General features: G+C 57.5%; 19 protein-coding genes. 11 read left to right on the forward strand and 8 right to left on the reverse strand.

The genetic code is table 11. The features are described from left to right. Window position 1 precedes the first annotated feature (1 nt). Window positions 2-730, reverse strand: a complete 729-nt coding sequence (gene exbB, locus F3I21_RS17315; RefSeq protein ID WP_031280126.1) for a tol-pal system-associated acyl-CoA thioesterase — start codon at window positions 728-730, stop codon at window positions 2-4. Window positions 731-1,320: 590 nt separating this feature from the next. Here exbB and metC point away from each other — a divergent pair. Then, entirely contained in the window at window positions 1,321-2,511 is a 1,191-nt protein-coding gene (metC, locus tag F3I21_RS17320; RefSeq protein WP_150059415.1) for a cystathionine beta-lyase, read from the forward strand. Between the two features lie 105 nt (window positions 2,512-2,616). After that, window positions 2,617-3,276, forward strand: coding sequence for a DedA family protein (locus F3I21_RS17325; RefSeq protein WP_021509591.1), 660 nt, complete (start codon window positions 2,617-2,619; stop codon window positions 3,274-3,276). A 21-nt stretch (window positions 3,277-3,297) separates the two neighbouring features. On the opposite strand, the gene F3I21_RS17330 is transcribed toward F3I21_RS17325, so the two are convergent. Next, window positions 3,298-4,215 (reverse strand): AraC family transcriptional regulator, encoded by a 918-nt coding sequence (locus F3I21_RS17330; RefSeq protein ID WP_058771382.1) that lies wholly within the window; start codon window positions 4,213-4,215, stop codon window positions 3,298-3,300. Window positions 4,216-4,420: 205 nt separating this feature from the next. On the opposite strand from F3I21_RS17330, the gene dkgA reads away from it, so the two are divergent. Next, a complete protein-coding gene (dkgA, locus tag F3I21_RS17335; RefSeq protein WP_021509593.1) occupies window positions 4,421-5,248 on the forward strand; it encodes a 2,5-didehydrogluconate reductase DkgA in 828 nt (275 codons plus the stop codon). 181 nt (window positions 5,249-5,429) lie between these two features. Here dkgA and ftsP read toward each other — a convergent pair whose 3' ends face one another. From ftsP to parC, 3 genes are all read right to left on the reverse strand, one after another. After that, window positions 5,430-6,857, reverse strand: a complete 1,428-nt coding sequence (ftsP, locus tag F3I21_RS17340; RefSeq protein WP_031280127.1) for a cell division protein FtsP — start codon at window positions 6,855-6,857, stop codon at window positions 5,430-5,432. A gap of 231 nt (window positions 6,858-7,088) precedes the next feature. Then, window positions 7,089-7,826 carry a 1-acylglycerol-3-phosphate O-acyltransferase gene (locus tag F3I21_RS17345; RefSeq protein ID WP_058759788.1) on the reverse strand — a complete coding sequence of 246 codons (738 nt, stop codon included), beginning with the start codon at window positions 7,824-7,826 and terminating at the stop codon, window positions 7,089-7,091. Window positions 7,827-7,864: 38 nt separating this feature from the next. Further along, entirely contained in the window at window positions 7,865-10,138 is a 2,274-nt protein-coding gene (parC, locus tag F3I21_RS17350; RefSeq protein WP_021509596.1) for a DNA topoisomerase IV subunit A, read from the reverse strand. Window positions 10,139-10,546: 408 nt separating this feature from the next. On the opposite strand from parC, the gene F3I21_RS17355 reads away from it, so the two are divergent. The 6 genes from F3I21_RS17355 to F3I21_RS17380 all read left to right on the forward strand — a co-directional run bounded on the left by F3I21_RS17355 (window position 10,547) and on the right by F3I21_RS17380 (window position 15,860). After that, window positions 10,547-12,106 carry a transcription antiterminator gene (locus tag F3I21_RS17355; protein WP_150059416.1) on the forward strand — a complete coding sequence of 520 codons (1,560 nt, stop codon included), beginning with the start codon at window positions 10,547-10,549 and terminating at the stop codon, window positions 12,104-12,106. Between the two features lie 17 nt (window positions 12,107-12,123). Further along, window positions 12,124-12,594 carry a PTS sugar transporter subunit IIA gene (locus F3I21_RS17360; protein ID WP_010618474.1) on the forward strand — a complete coding sequence of 157 codons (471 nt, stop codon included), beginning with the start codon at window positions 12,124-12,126 and terminating at the stop codon, window positions 12,592-12,594. Window positions 12,595-12,617: 23 nt separating this feature from the next. Continuing rightward, window positions 12,618-12,932, forward strand: a complete 315-nt coding sequence (locus F3I21_RS17365) for a PTS fructose transporter subunit IIB (RefSeq protein ID WP_021313325.1) — start codon at window positions 12,618-12,620, stop codon at window positions 12,930-12,932. A gap of 11 nt (window positions 12,933-12,943) precedes the next feature. After that, entirely contained in the window at window positions 12,944-14,035 is a 1,092-nt protein-coding gene (locus F3I21_RS17370) for a PTS fructose transporter subunit IIC (RefSeq protein WP_058759786.1), read from the forward strand. A gap of 9 nt (window positions 14,036-14,044) precedes the next feature. After that, window positions 14,045-14,896 (forward strand): class II fructose-bisphosphate aldolase, encoded by an 852-nt coding sequence (locus F3I21_RS17375; protein ID WP_021509599.1) that lies wholly within the window; start codon window positions 14,045-14,047, stop codon window positions 14,894-14,896. Between the two features lie 100 nt (window positions 14,897-14,996). Continuing rightward, on the forward strand, window positions 14,997-15,860 hold the full coding sequence (locus F3I21_RS17380) for a ketose-bisphosphate aldolase (protein ID WP_021509600.1): 864 nt from the start codon (window positions 14,997-14,999) through the stop codon (window positions 15,858-15,860). Between the two features lie 155 nt (window positions 15,861-16,015). Here the strand turns inward: F3I21_RS17380 and F3I21_RS17385 are convergent, their stop codons facing one another. Beyond that, the gene (locus F3I21_RS17385; RefSeq protein ID WP_150059417.1) at window positions 16,016-16,780 is read right to left on the reverse strand and encodes a transporter substrate-binding domain-containing protein; all 765 of its coding nucleotides are present in this window, start codon (window positions 16,778-16,780) and stop codon (window positions 16,016-16,018) included. A 162-nt stretch (window positions 16,781-16,942) separates the two neighbouring features. On the opposite strand from F3I21_RS17385, the gene F3I21_RS17390 reads away from it, so the two are divergent. Both F3I21_RS17390 and F3I21_RS17395 read left to right on the forward strand, forming a co-directional pair. Next, window positions 16,943-17,524 carry an NAD(P)H-dependent oxidoreductase gene (locus tag F3I21_RS17390; protein ID WP_150059418.1) on the forward strand — a complete coding sequence of 194 codons (582 nt, stop codon included), beginning with the start codon at window positions 16,943-16,945 and terminating at the stop codon, window positions 17,522-17,524. A 36-nt stretch (window positions 17,525-17,560) separates the two neighbouring features. Continuing rightward, entirely contained in the window at window positions 17,561-17,869 is a 309-nt protein-coding gene (locus tag F3I21_RS17395) for a putative quinol monooxygenase (RefSeq protein WP_058759782.1), read from the forward strand. A gap of 71 nt (window positions 17,870-17,940) precedes the next feature. On the opposite strand, the gene F3I21_RS17400 is transcribed toward F3I21_RS17395, so the two are convergent. Further along, on the reverse strand, window positions 17,941-21,069 hold the full coding sequence (locus F3I21_RS17400) for an Ig-like domain-containing protein (protein ID WP_150059419.1): 3,129 nt from the start codon (window positions 21,067-21,069) through the stop codon (window positions 17,941-17,943). Window positions 21,070-21,274: 205 nt separating this feature from the next. Next, a complete protein-coding gene (locus tag F3I21_RS17405) occupies window positions 21,275-22,153 on the reverse strand; it encodes an OmpA family protein (RefSeq protein ID WP_150059420.1) in 879 nt (292 codons plus the stop codon). Between the last annotated feature and the right edge of the window lie 37 nt (window positions 22,154-22,190).

Raw genomic sequence — 22,190 nt, forward strand, 5'->3', positions numbered from 1 at the left:
CTTATCCTACGCGCAGTTTCTGGGCCGCCGCCGGACGGTTAACTTCTTTTGCAGTATCGACGTTGCCGAGGTCCAGATCGCGGCTCTGCAGCAGCAGCACCTGCGCCGCCACGTCGCCGAGCGAAGCTTTGTAGCTGGCAATCATGCGGGCGAAGACGTTATAGATCACCACCGCCGGAATTGCCGCCACCAGGCCAATCGCCGTCGCCAGCAGCGCTTCCGCGATGCCCGGTGCCACCACCGCGAGATTGGTGGTCTGGGTTTTCGCGATACCGATAAAGCTGTTCATGATGCCCCACACGGTGCCGAACAGACCGATAAACGGCGCGACGGAACCGATGGTGGCGAGGAAGCCGTTACCGCGACCGGCGTGGCGGCTGAACCCCGCGACGCGACGCTCAAGGCGGAAGCTGGTTCGCTCTTTGATGCCGTCAAGGTCTTCGCTGCCGGCGGAGAGTTCCAGTTCGTTACGCGTGTCGGCGAGCAGCACGGCACTGTGGCTGTTGGCTTTGAAGTTTTCGGCCGCGCGATACGCGTCATTCAATGAGCGCGCTTCGCCCAGCGCCAGCTGTTCACGCTTCAGGCGACGTTTCGCCCCGCTCAGCTCTGCATATTTGCCAAAGAAAATCGCCCAGGTAACGACCGAGGCCAGCAACAGGCCGATCATCACAATTTTTACCACGATATCGGCATGCTGATACATGCCCCAAACGGAGAGGTCCGTTTGCATCAAGTCACTGGCTACCACGCTGCGTCTCCGACTTCTGTTGCACCGTTCACGATTGAAGCGCGGATCATAGCAAAAAAACCGACCGAAGTGATAGTGGTTCTCATTACTATTTACAAAGCTGTAACCCGCTGAATTGATACGGCGCAATGTTTAGCGCGATAAATCGCGCCGCTACGGTTGGGTGCGGTTTGCGGAAGGGAGCAACAGGCACGGTTGCGCGATGAATCGCGCCGCTACGGTTGGGTGCGACTTGCGGAATAGAGCAACAGGCACGGTTGCGCGATAAATCGCGTCGCTACGGTTGGTTGCGGTTTGCGGAAGGGAGTAACAGGCACAGTTGCGCGATAAATCGCGCCGCTACGGTTTAGTGCGGTTTGCGGACTGGAGCAACTGGCGCGGACGAACATCCCGCACGGGTCGTAGCGGCGCAATTTATTGCGCTTTGCTTTTCCGCCACGTAATAAAAGCCACAACCAGTCTCTTTCCGCGATTGTGCTGGCGTCACTCTGATATTCGGCAAACGGGCTCAACCCCGCGCCGCGATTCGTGGTAAGTTGGATGCTTTGTGAGACGTGTCAGGAAAGGCAGTGATGGCAACGAAAAAAATTGATACCCGGCTTGTCACCGCGGGACGCAGCAAACGTTACACTCAGGGCTCGGTTAACAGCGTCATTCAGCGCGCATCCTCACTGGTTTTTGACTCCGTCGCGGACAAACAACGCGCCACCGCCGGACGCGCCAGCGGTGAACTGTTTTATGGCCGGCGCGGCACCCTCACCCATTTTTCCTTCCAGGATGCGATGACCGAACTGGAAGGCGGCGCCGGCTGCGTGCTCTATCCGTGCGGTGCGGCCGCTGTCGCCAATGCCATCCTCGCGTTTGTCACCAGCGGCGATCACATTCTGGTCAGCGGCGCGGTGTACGAACCCACCCAGGATTTCTGCACCAAAATTCTCGCGAAGCTTGACGTCACCACCACCTGGTTCGATCACTGCATCGGCAGTGAAATCGGCGAGCTGGTGCAGCCGAATACCCGCGTGGTGTTCCTCGAATCACCGGCTTCCATCACCATGGAAGTGCAGGATATTCCGGCGATTGTCGCGGCGGTGCGCGCCAAAGCACCAGACGCGGTGATCATGATTGATAATACCTGGGCGGCGGGCGTGCTGTTTAACGCGCTGGAGCATGGTATCGACATTTCTATCCAGGCCGGCACTAAATACATCATCGGCCACAGCGATGCGATGATCGGCACTGCGGTCGCCAACGAACGCTGCTGGGCGCAGCTGCGCGAAAACTCCTACCTGATGGGCCAGATGGTGGATGCAGACACCGCGTACATGGCCAGCCGCGGCCTGCGCACGCTGGCTACGCGTCTGCGTCAGCACGAAGAGAGCGGCCTGCGCGTGGCCGAGTGGCTGGCGGCGCAGCCGGAAGTGGCGCGCGTCAACCATCCGGCGCTGGCGCAGTGCAAAGGCCACGAGTTCTGGCGGCGCGACTTCAGCGGCAGCAGCGGGCTGTTCTCATTCATCCTGCATGAAAAACTCACCCCGGCGCAGCTGGCAAATTATCTCGATCGCTTCCACCATTTCAGTATGGCCTACTCGTGGGGCGGCTTTGAATCGCTGATTCTGGCGAACCAGCCGGAAGAGCTGGCGGCAATTCGTCCGGCGGGCGGCGTGGATTTTGACGGCACGCTGGTGCGTCTGCATATCGGTCTCGAGCACGTTGACGATCTGCTGGATGACCTGAAAGCCGGCTTTGCCCGCCTGCATGCGTAAAAAGATAAACCAAACTTAAACCATCCGGTGCGGCGTAGCGGAGATCAACGATTACGCCGTCCCGGACGGTTAAAATACAAGCCTTGTGACTCGATGGGATAGCTGATGGGTGTTTTACATGAGATTGTCCAGGCGCTGTGGCATCAGGATTTTGCCGCGCTGGCCAATCCGGATGTGGTGTGGATTGTCTACGGCGTGATGTTTCTGACGCTGTTCCTGGAAAACGGTTTGCTGCCTGCCTCGTTCCTGCCCGGCGACAGCCTGCTGCTGCTGGCAGGGGCGATGATCGCCAAAGGCGTGATGGATTTTGTGCCGACCATGGTGATTCTGACCACCGCCGCCAGCCTCGGCTGCTGGCTGAGCTATCTGCAGGGGCGCTGGCTTGGTAATACTAAAATCGTCAAAAGCTGGCTGATGCATTTGCCAGCGCAGTACCATCAGCGCGCCTGGCACCTGTTCAATCGCCACGGCCTGATGGCACTGCTGGTTGGCCGCTTTCTGGCCTTCGTGCGCACGCTGCTGCCCACCATGGCGGGCATTTCGGGTTTGCAGAACGGGCGTTTTCAGTTCTTCAACTGGCTGAGCGGCGCGCTGTGGGTCGGGATTGTAGTGGCGATGGGCTACGGCATCAGCCAGGTGCCGTTTATCAAGCGCCACGAAGATCAGGTGATGGCGATCCTGATGGTGCTGCCTATTGTGCTGCTGTTTCTCGGCCTCGGCGGCAGCATTGTGGTGATCTGGAAAAAGCGTCGCCAGAAAGCCTGACCTCTGTAAAGCGCCGCCGTTTCAGGCGGCGTCAAACGGCTGCAGCGCCCCGGTCTGACGCGCACGGCTCGCCTCTTCTCCCGGCGTCACGCCAAAGTACCGTTTAAACTCCCGCGAAAACTGTGACGGGCTTTCATAGCCGACGCGCACGGCGGCGGCGCTGGCCTTCAGCCCATCCTGCAGCATCATTAACCGTGCCTGATGCAGCCGGTAACGCTTGAGATACTGCAGCGGCGAGGTCTGGGTCACCGCCTTAAAGTTATGGTGAAACGCCGAGACGCTCATGTTGACCTCCGCCGCCAGCATTTCCACGCTCAGGCTTTCGGCAAAGTGGTTCTCGATGCGGCGCAGCGCCCGGGCCACCTGGCTGAACTGCGTCTGGCGATTGACCAGTGACAGCAGCGCGCCGCCAATCGGCCCGGTCAGTACGTAATAGATGATTTCACGCACCAGCTGCGGGCCGAGCACGCGGGCGTCACGCGGTTTATCCATCACATCCAGCAGCCGTTCCGCGGCGCACAGCATCTCCTCGCTCAGGAACGCAGAGTGAATGCCGGAGGTTTGCGGCTGCGGCTGAAACTGCTCGTCATCGCCAATGCTTAACAGCAGATCCTGCAAACTGGCCGGATCCACGGTGAGACTCATGCCGGCCAGCGGCTGCTGCGGCGTGGCGTCGGTTTCGCACTCCACCGGCAGCGTGACCGTGAGCATCAGATATTTGGTGGCGTCGTAGCGAAACACCGTGCTGCCGAGGTAGCCGGTTTTGTGTCCCTGAAACAGGATCACGATGCCCGCCGGATACAACATCGGCGTGCGCGGCAGCGGTTCCTCAGCGTAGATCAACCGTACGTTTTCCACCGCACACAGCGGCTTTTGTGGCTCGCGCATCAGCGTGATCACGCGCTGCGCCAGCTGGCGGCAAAGGGCATCGTTCGGCATGGCACTCTCTCGGGCAGCAAAAAACGCAGTGTGCCGCATTGCTGCATAAAGCTCCAGATGGCTGGAGAATCAGGCAAGATTTTTGCAGGATTGCACCGGGCGAAAGTGCCGTTCGGTTGCCACAATGATCCTCAGGTCAGGTTTGTTGACTAGACTTAAGCACATCGTTTCTACGGTAAGTCACTGCAACCGATAAGGAGTCACTATGGCAGAGCAACCCCGGATTAAACTGCACGACGGCAACATGATGCCGCAACTCGGCCTTGGCGTCTGGCAGGCCAGCATTGATGAAGCGCGCAATGCGGTGCTGGAAGCGCTGAAGGTCGGCTATCGCTCCATCGATACCGCCGCCGCGTATAAAAATGAAGAGGCGATTGGCCAGGCGCTGCAGGAAACCGACGTAGCGCGCGATGAAATCTTTATCACCACCAAACTGTGGAATGATGACCAGCAGAATGTTGAACAGGCGATGGAGACCAGCCTAAAGAAGCTGCAGCTGGAGCAGGTGGATCTGTATCTGATGCACTGGCCGTGCCCGCAGAAAGACCACTACGTCGATGCGTGGAAGAAAATGGTAGAACTGCAACAGCAGGGCCTGGCGAAAAGCATCGGCGTGTGTAACTTCCATGAAGCGCACCTCAAGCGGCTGATTGATGAAACCGGCGTGTCGCCGGTGGTGAATCAGATTGAACTGCATCCGATGCTGCAGCAGCGCACGCTGCATGCGTGGAATGCACTGCATCAGATTCAGACCGAGTCGTGGAGCCCGCTGGCGCAGGGCGGTGAAGGCGTGTTTGATCAGGAGATCATTCGCGAGCTGGCGAAGAAGTACAGCAAGACGCCAGCGCAGATTGTGATTCGCTGGCATCTGGACAGCGGCCTGGTGGTGATTCCGAAGTCGGTAACGCCGGCACGCATTCAGGAGAACTTCCAGGTTTTTGATTTCCGGCTGGATAAGTCAGAAGTGAGCGAGATCGCGAAGCTGGATAAAGGCAAGCGGCTGGGACCGGATCCGGAAGAGTTTAATGGGTGACGTGGTTGAAGGATGCCATGGGTGAAGGGTGCGGTTTGCCCCCTCACCCCGGCCCTCTCCCGCACGCGGGAGAGGGAGGTGTCCGCGCGACTCTGAAGCGGTATACCAGTGTGTAATACGGCACAAAACGGTCCCCTCTCCCGCCAGCGGGAGAGGGTTAGGGTGAGGGGAACCACGCACCTCACCCGACCGGATTCACCACCATCTGTCCTGCCGTGCCGCGATCGGCGAGTTCCAGCGTCTGGCTGTAATAGACAAACGGGAAATGCTCTGACGAACTCTGCGGGAAACTCACCAGCAGTTCGACATCGCCATCCACCCAGACCGTATCTTTCCAGCCGCGATCCTCTCCCATGGACTGCGCGCCGTTGACGCTCTTAATCAGGAACATCACGCCCTGAATATGCAGCGACTGCGGTCGGTCGGCGTGAATGATCCAGCGCTCAAAGGTGCCCTGCTGCACCGTCGTATCGATGCGATTCATGTCCCACAGCACACCGTTAATGCCCGGTGTGCCATCGCCGAGGCGAAATTCGCGCGTGCGCACCGCCACGCCATCAAGAATCTGATCCGCCAGCAGGCGCATCGGCAGGTTGTCGGTCACCAGCGGCAGCAGGCCGGTCGGGCGCAGCGTCAGCACCAGCGTATTGGTCAGAATCGATGACGGCTCAAACAGCCCGCGCAGACGATCCATAATGCCTGCCGCCGTGCCTGCGGTGATCGACACTTCATCGCCCTGCGACATATCCACCAGCACTTCGCGACGTTCACCCGGCGCGAGCGACAGCGTCTGCACCGCTACCGGCGCCGGCAGGAAGCCCTGATCGCTGGCGATCACCGTAAACGGCCGGTTATCGCTAAAGCTGAGATCGAAACGGCGCGCGTTGGCCGCATTCAGCAGGCGCAAACGCACCCAGCCGCGCGACACTTCGACATACGGGTTTTGCACGCCGTTAACCAGCAGCGTATCGCCGAGAAACCCGCCGTCCGACGGTGGGTTATAAACCGGCGTGGCAAAGTTATCGAGGCGCTTGTCCTGAATAATCAGCGGGAAATCATCGACGCCGTAATGCTTCGGCAGCGGCAGCGCTTTGCTGATGTCATCTTCAATCAGCCACATGCCTGCCAGGCCGTTATAGACGTGCGGTGCCATGCGATTCGGCGTGTTGGCGTGATACCACAGCGTGGCTGCGCCCTGACGAATCGGCAGCACCGGCGCCCAGTCTACGCCGGCGGACATCATGCGCGGCGCACCGCCCATCAACGCGCCCGGCACCTGCAAACCGCTGACGGTCATCGCCACCGGTTCATTGAGGCGGTTGCTGTAGATCAGTTTGACATCGTCGCCGCTGTAAACGCGCACCGTCGGGCCAAGGTACAGGCCGTTAATGCCCCATACCGGCACTTTGTTGCTGTTGCCGTTAAAGGACCAGTGGCTGCGCTGCAGCGTGAGGAACAGCGGCTGACCGCGGCGTGATTCGATCAGCGGCGGCACCGGCAAAGGCACATCGCCCAGTGGCGCGGCGGCGCGGGCGGCGTAAGGCATAACGCTGGAAGCCAGCGCCATACCGGCAGAAAGCTGAATAAACTGACGTCTGCTGCAAGACATAAAACTTCAGACCTTTTGAGCGTGGCGTGAAGACGCCGTGTCCATGTTGTTATTTTTAATCGTGTTGTGAAGCGCCCGAAAGGCGCGGCTGTGTGTCCGGGTTAGGTCAATGCGCATCCGGGACCCGGTGCGCATGAATGCGCACCCTACAAATGGCGGGATCCGCAACAAATCAATGCACCCGACAGATCGAGTCATAGCACGCGCTGCGGGTGAGCCATTTTTTGCCGGCTAGATTTTACCGTTTTTTTCGCGTTCGGCGACTTCAGCGTTCAACTCTTCCAGCTTAGCAGACATTAATTCACGGCAGTGGGTCGCCAGTTTACGTACCGACGTGGTTTCAAACTGCGTGGTATCCACTGGCGGCAGCATTTCCACGATCACTAAGCCATTGTTCCAGCGATTCAGTTTGATTTTGCCGTGGGTGTTAGAGACCACCACCGGAATGATCGGCACGCCCGCCGCCACCGCCGCATGGAAGGCACCGGTCTTGAACGGCAGCAGACCGCGTCCGCGGCTGCGCGTCCCTTCCGGGAACATCCAGAAGGAAATTTTCTTCTTTTTAAACTGCGCCACCAGCTCGCCGATGGTGCCGTGCGCTTTGGCGCGGTTATCGCGGTCAATCAGCAGGTTACCGGTCAGCCAGTAGAGCTGGCCGAAGAACGGGATCCACAGCAGGCTTTTCTTGCCCACCGTGACCGTGGTCGGCTGTACGATATTGGCAGCGGTGATCATGTCGTAGTTGTTCTGATGGTTAGCGATGTAAATCGCGTTGCCGTAGCTTTCGGCATCCGCCGGTTTACGCAGTTCGACTTTGACGCCAAACACCGTCGACAGACGACCAAACATGTGACCAAAGGTCGCCACGTGGCGCGGATTACGCGGTGAAAACAGACACCAGATGCTGCCAAACACACAAACCAGAATCGAATAAATCACAACGATCAACGTGCGTAAAATTAGTAACATAGCTTCCTCAAATGTGGCAGTCCTTCGCCTTTTCAGTCTTACTCTTCGCTATTCGCGTCACTTTTTGGCCGCGCTGGCGCATTCACTTCCACGCTATCGATCCGCTGCAGTCCGCGCGATACGCTACCGCGACGGCCGCGCTCAGCACGCACTTTCTGCAGATCTTCATCACGCATGATCAGCTTACGCTTGCCGACATAGATAGTGATGGAACTGCCCGGCGGCAGAATCAGCAGCCACTGCAGCTTGTCCACGCCCGCGGCGGCGTCCGCCGACGGAATCGAGATAATCTTGTTGCCCTTGCCTTTCGACATCTGCGGCAGATCGGCCACCGGGAACATCAGCATCCGCCCCGCCTGGGTGATGGCCAGCAGCATGTCGTCGCCAGAGTGCACCGCCAGCGGCGTCATCACTTTGGCGTTTTCCGGCAGCGTCAGCAGCGCTTTACCGGCGCGGTTGCGCGACACCAGATCGGCAAAGGTACAGATGAAACCGTAGCCGGCATCGGAGGCCATCAGCAGCTTCTGATCGTCCGCTTCCATCAGCACCTGCTCAATCACCGCGCCCGGCGGTGGCGTCAGCTTGCCGGTGAGCGGCTCGCCCTGCCCGCGCGCCGACGGCAGCGAGGTCGGATCCAGCGTATAGCTGCGGCCGGTGGAGTCAATAAACGCCACCGGCTGGTTGCTCTTGCCGCGCGCGGCGGCACGGTAGCTGTCGCCGGCTTTGTAGCTTAATCCTGCCGGATCGATATCGTGACCTTTGGCGCTGCGCACCCAGCCCATCTGCGACAGCACAATGGTGACCGGCTCAGCGCTCACCAGCTCATTCTCGCTCAGCGCTTTCGCTTCTTCACGTTCGTGCAGCGGTGAACGGCGGTCGTCGCCGTAGGTCTGGCTATCCGCCAGCAGTTCTTTCTTCAGCAGGTTACTCATTTTGCGATCAGAGGCGAGGATCGCCTGCAGCTGATCGCGCTCTTTTTCCAGCTCGGCCTGTTCACCGCGAATCTTCATCTCTTCCAGTTTGGCGAGATGGCGCAGTTTCAGTTCCAGAATCGCTTCGGCCTGGGTTTCGCTGATGTCAAAGCGCGACATCAGCACTGGCTTCGGCTCATCCTCGCTGCGGATGATGTGAATCACCTCATCAATATTGAGGAACGCTACCAGCAAACCTTCAAGGATATGCAAACGACGCAGCACGCGTTCCAGACGATGATTGAGACGGCGCGTCACGGTATCGCGGCGGTACACCAGCCATTCCGAGAGGATCTCCAGCAGGTTTTTCACCGCCGGACGGTTATCCAGCCCGATCATGTTGAGGTTAACGCGGTAGCTCTTCTCCAGATCGGTGGTGGCAAACAGGTGGTTCATTACCTGATCGAGATCCACCCGATTGGAGCGCGGCACAATCACCAGCCGCGTCGGGTTTTCATGATCCGATTCATCGCGCAGATCCTCCACCATCGGCAGCTTTTTATTGCGCATCTGGCTGGCGATCTGCTCCAGCACGCGCGCACCCGACACCTGATGCGGCAGCGCGGTGATCACCACCTCGCCATCCTCTTTTTTCCACACCGCACGCTGGCGGATTGAACCACGGCCGTTCTGGTAGATCTTGCGGATCTCGTCGCGCGGCGTGATGATCTCAGCTTCGGTCGGGAAGTCCGGCCCCTGCACGATCTCCAGCAGCTCATCCAGCGTGGTGTTGGGCTTGTCGATCAGGCGCACGGCGGCTTCGGCCACTTCGCGCAGGTTGTGCGGCGGAATGTCGGTCGCCATACCCACGGCGATGCCGGTGGTGCCGTTGAGCAGGATGTTCGGCAGGCGCGCCGGCAGCATTTTCGGCTCCTGCAGCGTGCCGTCGAAGTTCGGGATGTAATCCACCGTGCCCTGCCCCAGCTCGCTGAGCAGCACTTCGGCATATTTCGACAGGCGCGATTCGGTGTAACGCATCGCCGCAAAGGATTTCGGATCGTCCGGCGCACCCCAGTTGCCCTGACCATCCACCAGCGGATAACGGTAGGAGAACGGCTGCGCCATCAGCACCATGGCTTCATAGCAGGCGCTGTCGCCGTGCGGATGGTATTTACCCAGCACGTCACCCACGGTACGCGCCGATTTCTTGAATTTTGCGCTGGCGTTAAGCCCCAGCTCGGACATGGCATAAACAATGCGGCGCTGCACCGGCTTGAGACCGTCACCGATGTACGGCAGCGCACGGTCCATGATCACGTACATGGAGTAGTTCAGGTACGCGTTTTCAGTAAACTTGTGCAGGGCAAGACGCTCTGCGCCATCCTGTGTCATTTCACTCATTAAGCTGGCATCCTCACTTCGTGGCCCGCAACGGCGGGTCATCCGGCGGTCATTTGGCGAGGATAGTACCTTATTCGTGGGATTTAGTCACAGGGAAGCCGTTGAGGGCAGAAAGAATCTCCCGGCCTTAAATAACGTGACGCCGGTTGGAAAAATAAAAAGGATTGGGAGCATCATCACACTTATTTAGCGCATTATTGTGTGAGCAGACTCGCATTTAATTTCCCGTCATCGCGGTGTATTAATGCTGTCCGCCTGACGGGACAACATTTAGTATTGTTGCTGCCGCCATCCTTTCCTAAATTCATACTCCATACGACACACCTTTTTCGCGACGGCTTGCTGGCAATGAAATAAATGCCACAAGGAAAAATCCCATTAGGTTTTACCAAAATAAAGGGTGACCGAATGCAAATACTGACTTCGCGACAACACCGGTTAGTGAAATTGCTGTTGCAACAGGCGGCGCCGCAGCCGATTGGTCAGCTGGCGTTACAGCTCGGTGTCTCCGGAAAGACCATTCAGCGCGACCTGCAGTGGCTGGAGAGCTGGCTCAGCAACTGGGCGCTGACGCTGGAGAAAACTCCTGGCCGCGGTGTGCGGCTGCGGGTTGAGGATATGCAGCAGCGTTTGCAGCTGGAGCAGCAGCTGAACGGCGACGAGGCCGGCGACGCGCTCAGTCATAACAGCCGGCGGATAAAAATCGCCTCCCAGCTCCTGAGCGATGCGCCGCGTGCTACGTCAATCAGCAAGCTGTCCGAGCGCTACTTTATCAGCCACGCCTCGATTGTGAATGACCTGAAAGTGATTGAAGAGTGGCTGCAGCCGCTGGGATTAACGCTGCAACGCGGCCCGGGCGGTACGCATATAGAGGGCCATGAGCAGGCGCTGCGTCAGGCGATGGTGTCGCTGATCAACGATGTGATGCAGCAACAGGTCGCCGGTACGCCGCTGCTGCCGCGGCTCGATCCCGGCAGCCAGCAGGCGCTGGTGCACTATTTTGGCGAAGAGGATGTGGCCTTTGTGCAGGCGCTGCTGCAACAGATGGAGCAGCAGCTGAGTTATCCGCTGGGCGATGCCTGGTATCTCAATCTGTGCACGCACATCCTGATCATGATGCACCGCATGGCGCAGGGCAACGCGCTGGCGCTGGACATTCTCACCACCGCGCACGATCTGGATCAGTCGATTCTCACCATTGCCCGGCAGATGGTAGTGCGCATTGAGCAGCGCATCGGCTGTGCGTTGCCGGCCGATGAAGTCGGTTTTATTTATCAATATATCGTCTCCTCCGGCATTGTGGTGGAAGAGCGTGGCGATCAGGTGACGCTGCATAATCAATTTTCCACTGCCGAGTCGGTTAAAATAACCTGCGAATTAATTGATCGTTTCTCGGCGTTTATTCAGCAGGATTTATCTCAGGACCGTTTATTATTTGACGGTTTACTGGTGCATATAAAGCCATTATTAAATCGGCTTAAATATCACATTCATATTCGCAATCCGCTGCTGGATGATATTAAACAGGAAATGAAAGAGATATTTTCTCTGACCCAGCAGGCAATGCAGCTGACCGCGCGCACCTTCGCCCTGTCGCCGGTGGCTGAGGATGAAATTGGTTATCTGTGCGTCCATTTCCAGGCGGCACTGGAGCGGCAGATCGCCCACAAACGCATCCTGGTGGTGTGCTCCAGCGGCGTGGGCACCTCACACCTGCTCAAGAGCCGCATTTTACGGGCCTTTCCGGACTGGGAAATTGCTGGCGTGGTGTCAGCCAGCAATCAGGCGGCGTTTTGTCAGCACCACGCGGTGGATTTGGTGATCACCACCATCCACCTCGACGCCGGTGCCATTCCGGCCGTGTATGTCAGCGCTTTTTTTAATGATGACGATATCCGGCGGGTCACTGACGCCATGATTGGCAGCCAGCTGCCCAACGGCACGCCCTGCGCGTTGGCCGCACACTGATTGAATGAGGAGCAACCATGGACATTTCCCGCATTCTGACGCCGCGCCGCGTTAACCTGGCGCTTAGCGCCACCAGTAAAGAAGAGGCGATCAACGAACTCACCGATCTGCTGGTGAGTGACGGCGCCATCAGCGATCGCGCCGCGTTTATTGCCGATGTCTGGCTGCGTGAAGCGGAAGGCTCGACCGGCTTCGAAAACCATATCGCGATTCCGCACGGCAAATCGTCGGCGGTCAAACAAACCACGCTCGCCATCGGCCGCACCCAGCAGGACATTCCGTGGGAAACGCTGGATGGCAGCCAGGTGCGCTGCATCATCCTGTTCGCCGTGCGGCTGGAAGATCAGAATACCACCCATATTCGCCTGTTGTCGCAGGTGGCCAGCGCGCTGGCCGATGATGAGGTGATAGCCCGACTGCTGGCGGAGAATGACCCCGGCAATATCATCCGGCTGTTTAGTCAGTACGCCGAAACCGACCTCTGTTAACACCCAACACCTTGAGGTGCCACATGAATATCGTCTGTGTAGCGGCCTGCACCGCAGGCATCGCGCATACCTACATTGCGCGCGAAAAACTGATTAAGGGGGCTCACGCGCTGGGCCACACCATCCACGTTGAAACCCAGGGCACCATCGGCACTGAAACGCCGCTGACGCGTGAGCAGATCGACGCCGCTGACGTGGTGATCCTCGCGGTTGACGTCAAGATCAACGGCGAAGAGCGCTTTCAGGGCAAACCCATCGTGCGAGTGAAAACCGAAGTGGTGATCAAGTCACCGGTGAAATTCCTCGAAAAAGTGGCGGATTCACTGGCGCGCGCCTGAGGAGATTGATCATGAGCGATCACAAACGTCAGTACGGCCAGGAGATCAAAGGCCATCTGCTCACCGGCATCTCATGGATGATCCCGCTGATCGTCGCCGCCGGCATCTGCATTGCGCTCGGCCAGGTGATTGGCGGGCCGGACGTCGGCAAGCAGACCGGCAGCATTGCGTGGATGCTGAACCAGATCGGCGGCTGGGGCATGGGGCTGATTGTGCCGCTGATCAGCGCCGCCATCGCCTACTCCATTGCCGATCGTCCCGGCTTTGCGCCTGGCCTGATCGTCGGCTTTATCTGCGGCCAGATCGGCACCGGCTTTATCGGCGGCATTCTGGGCGGTTTCCTCGTCGGCTATACCGTGCTGCTGCTGCGCCGGGTGATCAGGCTGCCGCAGTCGATGCAGGGGCTGATGCCGATCATGGTGCTGCCGCTGCTCAGCACCATTATCGCCGGGCTGCTGATGATGACCTTTATCGGCCAGCCGATCGTCTGGCTGCAAAAGACGCTGATTCATCTGCTGGAGTCCATGCAGGGCGGCTCAAAGTTCGTGATGGGCGCCATCCTCGGCGCGATGGCCACCTTCGACTTTGGCGGGCCGATCAATAAGACCATGTCGCTGTTCGCCGACGGCATGCTGGTCGACGGCATTTACGGTCCGGAAGCGGTGAAATTTGTCGGCTCCATCATTCCGCCGTTCGGCATCACCCTCTCTTATCTGCTGACGCGCCACAAATACACCAAAGCAGAGAAAGAGGCGCTGAAAGCCGCCTTCCCGATGGGCATCTGCATGATTACCGAAGGTGTGATTCCGATTGCGGCACGCGACCTGCTGCGCGTAGTGGCCAGCTGCGTGGTGGCCTCAGCGCTGGCCGGCGGACTGATTATGGTGTGGGGCGTGGAAGCGCCGGTGCCGCACGGTGGCATGTTCGTGGTGCCGCTGTTCACCAAACCGTGGCTGTTCTGCCTGGCGCTCGGCATTGGCACCGTGGTGTGCGGCGTGATGCTGTCGGTGATGAAAAAACCGGTCACGCAGCAGGATGAAGAGTTCGATGACGTGGAAGCACCCGGCGTCCGCGATGAAGAGATCAAATTCACTCTGGAATAAGGAGCCCGCATGTTTGCCATGATGAATGACCTGATTCAGGACGCCTACCAGCACAAGTACGCGGTGCTGGCGATCAATTGCTTCAACCTCGAAACCGCCCGCGCGGCGATTCAGGCGGCGGAACAGCAGCGCGCGCCACTGATCCTCAATGTGTATCAGGGACACAGCGCGCATTTTCCGCCAGCGGTGGCGGCGCCGCTGGTACAGGCGCTGGCGGCTCAGGCTGCGGTGCCGGTGGCGCTGGCGCTCGACCACGGCAAAGCCTTCCCGCTGATTGGTCAGGCGTTTCGCGCCGGCTTTACCGGTCTGATGATTGACGCATCGGCCGAACCGCTGGCGGACAATATTCGTCAGACCGCAGCGGTAGTGAAGATGGCGCATACCGCTGGCGTGTGCGTTGAAGGCGAACTGGGGCATATCGCCGATGCGCCCACATATGAACTGGCCGATGCCGCCGTGAAGATGACCCGGGTAGAAGACGTGCTGCCGTTTATTGAGCAGACCGGCATCGATCTGCTGGCGATTTCGGTCGGTACCGCGCACGGGCTTTATCCGCCGGGCGTAAAGCCGAAGATCGACTTCGAACGGCTGCAGCAGCTGCACGCGGTGACGACGCGGCCGCTGGCACTGCACGGCGGCTCGGGCACCCCGGCCGAGGATATACGCCGCGTCAGCGCCTGTGGCGTCGCCAAAATCAATGTCGGCGCTGCGGTGTTCGACGCCGGTAAGCACGCAGTGCAGCAGGCGCTGCGCCAGCATCCGCAGGCCGAGCTGGCCGATGTGCTGGCGCTGATGGAGTCCGCCTGTCGCGAAGTGGTTATTGAATATCTGAGCTGGTCAGGGTCGGCAAACCGCTACTGACGCCCCGATCGCGGCGCAATTTCCAACTGTTTCTTTTTATCCCTCATCGGGTCGGCGCGTGCGCCGGCTCTGGTAAAACTCACGCTAAGGAAACATAAACATGTTGATTTCAATGAAAGAGATGCTGGCCCCGACCCGTGAACATCGCTTCGCCATCGGCGCATTTAACGTCGCTGACAGCTGCTTTATCCGGGCCGTGGTGGAAGAAGCCGAAGCCACCAATACGCCCGCCATTATTTCTATCCATCCGAGCGAACTGGAATTTGTCACCGATGAATTTTTTGGCTACGTGCGCGAACGCACCTTAAAAAGCCGCGTGCCGTTTACTATTCACCTCGATCACGGCGCTTCAATTGCGCAGGTGCTGCGCGCTATTCAGTGCGGCTTTACCTCGGTAATGATTGACGGCTCGCTGCTGCCGTACGAAGAGAACGTGGCGCTGACCAAAGAGGTGGTGAAGCTGGCGCACGCGGTGGGCGTGTCGGTGGAAGGCGAACTCGGCACCATCGGCGATACCGGCACTACGGTGGAAGGTGGCGTGAGTAAGGTGATCTACACCGAACCGGCGCAGGCGGAGGATTTTGTGCAGCGCACCGGCGTCGATACGCTGGCAGTAGCGATTGGCACCGCGCACGGTATCTATCCCAAAGATATGAAACCGGAGCTGCAGATGCACATTCTGAAGGATATCTCGCAGCGCGTAGATATTCCGCTGGTGCTGCACGGCGGTTCGGCCAACCCGGACGCGGAGATTGCCGAGGCGGTGACGCTGGGCGTGGGCAAGATTAATATCTCCAGCGACATGAAGTTCGCCTATTTCGCCAGACTGCGCGAGATCCTCGCGCGGGAGAGCTGGTGGGATCCGAATGTGATTTATCCGGACGCCATCGCCGCCGCGAAAGCGGTGATTCGCTACAAGATGAATCTGTTTGGCGGGCTGGGTAAAGCCGGGTTGTATCGTTGATTCCAAAACAATAAATAGGGCCGCTACGGAAGTGCGGGATGTCAGTTGCCCATGCCGTAGCGGCGCGATTTATCATACGTATTCACCCGCCGCACTGCTGCTGATTGCGCAATAAATTGCGCCGCTACGGGACGGTAACGCCTGTCGCGAAACGATTACTTCACCACCCCCAGCCACTGTCTGGCGATCTGCGCATATTCGTCGGTGGCAGTGCTGAGGTGCAGCCACTGATCGACATAAAGCTTCCAGCTCATATCATCACGCGGGATCATGTAAGCCTTCTCGCCATATTGCATCGGCTGTTGCGGATTGATGGCACACAGCGACGGATAGTGCTGCTGCTGGAACAGCGCTTCGGAAGCATCGGTAATCATTACGTCGGCTTTGTTATCCACCAGCTGCTGGAAAATGCCGGTGTTCTCCGCCAGTTGCAGGCTGGCCTGCGGCAGATGACGGTGCACAAATGCTTCGTTGGTGCCGCCAGCCGGCTCGATTACCCGCACCTGCGGTTGGTTGATCTGCTCAACCGTCTGGTACTTCGCTTTATCCGCGCAGCGCACCAGCGGAATTTTGCCATCGACGCCCAGCGGCTGTGCGAACCAGGCGATCTGCTGACGTTTAAGCGTCACGGAGACGCCGCCCAGCGCGATATCACACTGTTTCGCCACAAAATCTTCGCTCAGGGTTTTCCACGTGGTTGGCACCCACTCTACTTTTGCGCCGAGGCTGGCGGCCAGCGACTGCGCCATGCTGATGTCCAGCCCTTCGTACTGGCCGTCGCTGCGCAAAAAGGTGTAAGGCTTGTAATCGCCGGTGGTGCAGACCTTCAGGGTTTTGCTCTGGCGAATGTCATCAAGGTGGGATTGCGCCTGAGCCGCGCCGGCCACCAGAAGTAAAGCACTCAGTATCACAGTTTTCATGGTGTGTTCTTTTTAAGTGGATGTTGGTTTGCGTGCGGATTGTTGCATAAGTAACGGCATTATTGCTTTGAGAGCAAAAGTCTTGTGATCAATCACGCATTTTTTTGCCCCGCGCGCGCGCGTAGAGTGGGCGGCATCTATGAGAAACGGAGCGAATTATCCATGAGCAAGATTTTGATTATCGACGGCGGCAAGACCTTTGCCCATTCCAAAGGCGAACTGAACCATACCCTGACCGAAGTGGCGGCCAGCCAGTTGCGCGATCTGGGCCATGAGGTTCAGGTGACCGTTGCCGATAGCGACTACAACGTGGCAGACGAAGTGCAGAAATACCTCGACAGCGACGTGGTGATTTATCAGATGCCGGGCTGGTGGATGGGCGAGCCGTGGACGGTGAAAAAGTACATCGATGAGGTGTTTACTCTGGGCCACGGCGCGCTGTACGCCAGCGATGGCCGTTCGCGCAGCGATGCCGGCAAAAAGTACGGTTCCGGCGGCCTGATTCAGGGCAAAAAATACATGCTGTCGCTGACCTGGAACGCCCCGCTGGAAGCCTTTACCGATCCCGACCAGTTCTTTGAAGGCGTCGGCGTGGACGGCCTGTACCTGCACTTCCATAAAGCCAATCAGTTCCTCGGTATGGAAAGTCTGCCGACCTTTATCTGTAACGACGTGATTAAACAGCCGGACGTGCCGCGCGATATCGCACGTTATCGGACTCATCTCAGCCAGATCTTTGCTTAACTGTAAGCACACCGGGAAAAAACAGAAGGAAGCGTTATGTTAACTGTGGTTGCAGAAATTTGCGTTAAGCCGGGCCGCCGTCAGGAGGTGCTGGAGGCGATTAATAAACTGATCCCTGTCGTGCTGGAAGAAGAGGGTTGCCATCAGTACGATGCGCTGGTCGATCACCAGGCGCAGGTGCCGTGGAAGCAGAACTCGCCAGACTCGATCTTTATGCTCGAGCAGTGGGAATCGCTGCGCCATCTGGAGCAGCATCAGCAGATGCCGCACATGGATGCGCATCGCGCCACCATCAAAGATGACGTGGTGGACGTGAAAATTCTGGTGCTGGAACCGACCGCCTGATTTTTCCGCTGCGTGCATAAAAAAAGCCCCGGTTTTGCGACCGGGGCTTTTGTTTAGCGGCTAATCAACGATCAGTGCTGTTCGTTGTGCAGGTTCTGCACCAGCAGTTCCGCATCACCGTTGCTGTAGACGTTGTACTCGTTGCCACCGACGGTGACGGTACCGGTGGCCTGCTGCCAGGAGCTGGCATCTTCACCGGCTGGCAGGATGTCTTCCAGCGTCAGCGCCTCGCCCTGCTTGGCATTCACCACCAGCTGAGACTTGCCGTTGTCGATGAACAGAGAGTCCTGGCCCTGCGCCATGATGTCGTTGAGCGACATGCTCATCAGTCCTTCTACATCTGTCATACCAGCCACAGAGAAGAAGTCGATCTCTGGCGGCGGCGGCGGCGGGGTGACGTCAACGTTGGTTTTAACGGTATGGTCAATGACCAGCTCGTTACCGGCCGCATCGCGTATCGTGACGTTAAAGGCATAATCGCCTTCTGCCAGTTTGTCAGACTCATAGCGCCACACGCCGTTTTGCACCACGGTAGAGCCGATCAGATTCTCACGCGCTTCGTCGGCCCAAATCATCACGATAGAACCGTTTTCTGACCCCTTACCTTTGAAAATCAGGGTGTCATCGTTGGTGTCCGGACGCACCGGGATTTCAATGCCGGTTTTATCCGCGAATACGCCTTCGAAGTTAGCCTTAGCGCCACCTTCAACTGGCTCCGGCTTGGTGGTATCCACGTCAAAGTTGATGGCGGCTTCTTTGTCGCCTTTCACACCGGACTGGCTCACCGGCTGAACTTCAACTTTATGGTTGCCCTCGCCCAGTTCTGGCAGCTCATAGCTCCACTTGCCGTCAATAACGTCAACTACAATCGGCTCCAGATCGTCGATGTAAATGATCACCTGCGACAGATCTGGTGAGGTACCCTTCAGGGTTGGCTGTTTATCATCGGTAACCATGCCATTTTCGATGTTACCCTGAATAGGACCGACGTTATCCTCCAGTACGTATGAGCCTTCCATCGAGCCTGGCTTTTTGGTGTCGATGATCAGATCGATAGGATCGGAGGGCTGCGATTCGTTGCCAGCCGGATCGGTGATCCCGATGATAACCTGATAGTTACCGTCATCGATTGGGTTCTCCGGTTTCACTTCCCACTTGCCGTCTTCGCCGACAATGCCGGTGCCGATCACCACTTTATTACCGGTACCGTCTTCGATAATGACTTCCACTTTGTCGCCCGGGTTGCCGCCGTCGCCGCCGAAGCCAGGACGGTTGTCATCAATGGGCTGACCTGGCTCAACCGGACCGTTTTTATCACCTTCGTTATCGATGATCGTCGGTGGTTTTGGCTGATCCGGTGGCGTAATATCGATAATCACGTTGATTGGATCAGAGGTCGGTGACTCTTTGCCGGTGGACGGATCTTTGGCGATCAGTTCAATATCATGCGAACCCTCTGCCAGTTCTGGCAATTCAATTTCCCACTTGCCATCTCTAACAATTGCGCTTGCCACCGGCTCGCCATCAACGATCACGGAAATGACGTCGCCATTGTTGCCTTCACCGCGCAGCACTGGCGTGGTGTCGTTGGTGGAATCGCCTGGCTGCAGTACGCGCTCTTCATCACCGTTGTTAGCGACCATCTCATCCACCACCGGGGCCGGCAGAATGTTGCTGTCGACAACCAGTCTGAACGGATCGGTTTTCTCAGAGACGGTGCCGCCTTTGCTGATGGAATCCACAACCAGCGAGTGCTCGCCCTCACCCAGCTCAACCTCCAGTTTCCATTCACCGCGTGAGTCCACCACGGTTGAACCGATCAGTTTATCGCCGTCCCACACGCGCACGATCACGCCCGCATCTCCCCTGCCCGACAGGGTTGGAGTTTTGTCATCGGTAATGTCACCTGACTTCAGCGGACCGGTAACGCGGCCTTCGTCATCGAACACCTCATTCAGTGATGGCGCGTCCGGCACTTTGGTATCCAGCGTCAGCGCGAAGTTGTCAGAGCGCGGGCTCTCGACGCCGAAGCGATCGGTGTAGCTGGCGCTGAACACGTGGGTGCCGTCGGTGGTCAGTTCCGGCGTGAAGCTCCAGCGGCCATCGGCACCGGCTTTCACGCTGCCAATCGCTTTGGAGTAAATATCGTAGATTTTAACCAGGCTGTCCGGCTGAGCAACACCGTACAGGGTTGGGGTTTTGTCATTGGTATAGTTGCCCGGCGTCAGATAGGTATCCGCGCTGCCTTCATTATCAATCACGCGCATAATCTGCGGTGCTTCCGGTGCAGAAGTGTCGATATTGTAAATACGCGGAGTTGATGATCCCCAGTTGCCCGCACGGTCCAGATAACGAATGCCCGCGACGTGCAAACCCTCTTTCAGCTCCGGCGACTCAAACTGCCATTTGCCACTGGCATCAGCGCGGGTAGTGTAAACTGTTTCATCAATAACAATCTGTACTAATGCATTGGGTTCCGCGTTTCCACCGCTGATCGTAATTACTTTTGTGTTGATGGTTCTGACCGGTTCACCCGCAGAATTAGCCGCATCCACGATGGCTGCTTCTGCCGGCGTTTCAGATACCGCTTCGTTCACTGCCTGAGTGACTACACCGTCGGCAATTGTCAGGTTGAAAGCATCAGAAATCGGGCTTTCATGGCCAACCTTATCTTTCGCCATCACGGTCAGTTTGTGCTCGCCGTCTGCCAGCTCCGGCGTGATGCTCCATGCACCCATTTTGTCTGCTACCACCGAACCGATCTCTTTACCGTTATCGTACAGGGTAACAATCGTGCCAGGCTCGGCCACACCGGACAGCGCCGGCGTTTTATCGCTGGTGGCGTCACCCGGCGTCAGGTAGCGATCTTCCGCCGCAGCGTCATCAATCACGCGCCAGATTTCCGGTTTCGCCGGAGGCGTAGTATCCATATCAAGAATGAAGATAGTCGGATTACTCGGGTTAGTCGCTTTATCAATTGATACCAGCTGAATGACATGGGTGCCGTCTAACCAGCTGGTTTTCGGGTCGAATGACCATTTGCCGTCCTCGCTGATATCAACAATGTGCGCTGTACCATCGATTGTGATCTCCAGCTTGCCGCCGTTGGCATTTTTTACTTCCTTATCGATCCATTGATAAAACTGATCTTTGGTCGAGATAACGCGGGCGTTCTCTAATTTACCTTGAATATTAGCCATGATGTGCATTCCTTTTACGTTAAATAATGTTTCGGGATTTCCAGCCGAATACAGGTTTAATTTCGCTTTTTATGTCTGCAGACAATACGAGAAACGTCTTAATTGATTAAGTTATATGAACCATTAATAACTTTATCGAGGCACAGTGCCTCACACCTCATCAATATGAGATGTGAGAATGTGCTACTAAAATAATTAAATCAGATCACTTATTTTCAACGCTGATAATAACCCGGCGCTCGCTGGCATAGCATGCTTTCTGCTCCTGCAGGTTGCCTGAACAGTTAGTATTAACCTGAGATTCCCCCATGCTTTGCGCGGTGATATTGGCCGCCTTCATTCCCTGGGCGATCAGCAGTGCTTTCACCGCCTCGGCGCGACGCTGGCCGAGCGCCATATTACTGCTGTCGCTACCAATAGGATCGGTAAAGCCGGTGACGATGATGTGGCGTTGAGCGGCATTTTCCTTTTTCAGCATGCCGGCAAAACTGCTGAGTGCTTCGCGCCCCTGTGCGGAGATGTCGTTGCTGTTGGCGCTGCCAAAGCGGAACAGCAGGTCAGATGAAAATGCATAGTTATCATAAGCTTCAGTCGTTCCTTCCTGACAGCGCTTTACCGACGAGGCGCGCGACAGCAGATGAGCCTGCCGTTTGGTGCTCAGCAATTCCTGCTGCGCCTGCTGCTGGCTGACCACCAGCGGACGACCGCTGTCATCGAGGTTAGCGCGAATGTAGTAGGTTTTACCGGCAGCCAGTTTATCACTCCACGATTGCGCGCGTTTACCCTGATAATCTGGCGCATCGTTGACATAACTGCCCAGCGAATGCGTGCCCGGCGCGACACAAAACACCGTATAGCCACCGGCCAGTAATGACGTCTGAAATTCACCGTCGACATAAATATTCGCCGGTTTTTCTCCGGTTAATGAAGCCGGACGATAATAAACCACCCTCGCCTGCTCTGCCGATACTGGCGATAAACTGCGCCATGCGGCACCAAATGAATTTTGCGCCTGGGTTGAAAAAGTCGTTAATACTGGCGCACACACCAGTGAAGCTAAAAGTAATTTTTTTGCAATTTTCATTTAAGTTTCACAGGTGCAATAAATTGCACCTGTATGC

Source organism: Pantoea sp. B_9 (assembly GCF_008632015.1).
Taxonomy (GTDB): Bacteria; Pseudomonadota; Gammaproteobacteria; order Enterobacterales; family Enterobacteriaceae; genus Pantoea; species Pantoea dispersa.

Bases quoted from the DNA above. Each gene is read 5' to 3' on its own strand.
- ftsP (WP_031280127.1), bottom strand. From the start codon at position 6,857: ATGTCTTGCAGCAGACGTCAGTTTATTCAGCTTTCTGCCGGTATGGCG.
- F3I21_RS17400 (WP_150059419.1), bottom strand. From the start codon at position 21,069: ATGGCTAATATTCAAGGTAAATTAGAGAACGCCCGCGTTATCTCGACC.
- F3I21_RS17370 (WP_058759786.1), top strand. From the start codon at position 12,944: ATGAGCGATCACAAACGTCAGTACGGCCAGGAGATCAAAGGCCATCTG.
- F3I21_RS17330 (WP_058771382.1), bottom strand. From the start codon at position 4,215: ATGCCGAACGATGCCCTTTGCCGCCAGCTGGCGCAGCGCGTGATCACG.
- F3I21_RS17325 (WP_021509591.1), top strand. From the start codon at position 2,617: ATGGGTGTTTTACATGAGATTGTCCAGGCGCTGTGGCATCAGGATTTT.
- exbB (WP_031280126.1), bottom strand. From the start codon at position 730: ATGCAAACGGACCTCTCCGTTTGGGGCATGTATCAGCATGCCGATATC.
- F3I21_RS17390 (WP_150059418.1), top strand. From the start codon at position 16,943: ATGAGCAAGATTTTGATTATCGACGGCGGCAAGACCTTTGCCCATTCC.
- metC (WP_150059415.1), top strand. From the start codon at position 1,321: ATGGCAACGAAAAAAATTGATACCCGGCTTGTCACCGCGGGACGCAGC.
- F3I21_RS17355 (WP_150059416.1), top strand. From the start codon at position 10,547: ATGCAAATACTGACTTCGCGACAACACCGGTTAGTGAAATTGCTGTTG.
- F3I21_RS17405 (WP_150059420.1), bottom strand. From the start codon at position 22,153: ATGAAAATTGCAAAAAAATTACTTTTAGCTTCACTGGTGTGTGCGCCA.
- dkgA (WP_021509593.1), top strand. From the start codon at position 4,421: ATGGCAGAGCAACCCCGGATTAAACTGCACGACGGCAACATGATGCCG.
- F3I21_RS17385 (WP_150059417.1), bottom strand. From the start codon at position 16,780: ATGAAAACTGTGATACTGAGTGCTTTACTTCTGGTGGCCGGCGCGGCT.
- F3I21_RS17360 (WP_010618474.1), top strand. From the start codon at position 12,124: ATGGACATTTCCCGCATTCTGACGCCGCGCCGCGTTAACCTGGCGCTT.
- F3I21_RS17375 (WP_021509599.1), top strand. From the start codon at position 14,045: ATGTTTGCCATGATGAATGACCTGATTCAGGACGCCTACCAGCACAAG.
- F3I21_RS17345 (WP_058759788.1), bottom strand. From the start codon at position 7,826: ATGTTACTAATTTTACGCACGTTGATCGTTGTGATTTATTCGATTCTG.
- F3I21_RS17365 (WP_021313325.1), top strand. From the start codon at position 12,618: ATGAATATCGTCTGTGTAGCGGCCTGCACCGCAGGCATCGCGCATACC.
- F3I21_RS17380 (WP_021509600.1), top strand. From the start codon at position 14,997: ATGTTGATTTCAATGAAAGAGATGCTGGCCCCGACCCGTGAACATCGC.
- parC (WP_021509596.1), bottom strand. From the start codon at position 10,138: ATGAGTGAAATGACACAGGATGGCGCAGAGCGTCTTGCCCTGCACAAG.
- F3I21_RS17395 (WP_058759782.1), top strand. From the start codon at position 17,561: ATGTTAACTGTGGTTGCAGAAATTTGCGTTAAGCCGGGCCGCCGTCAG.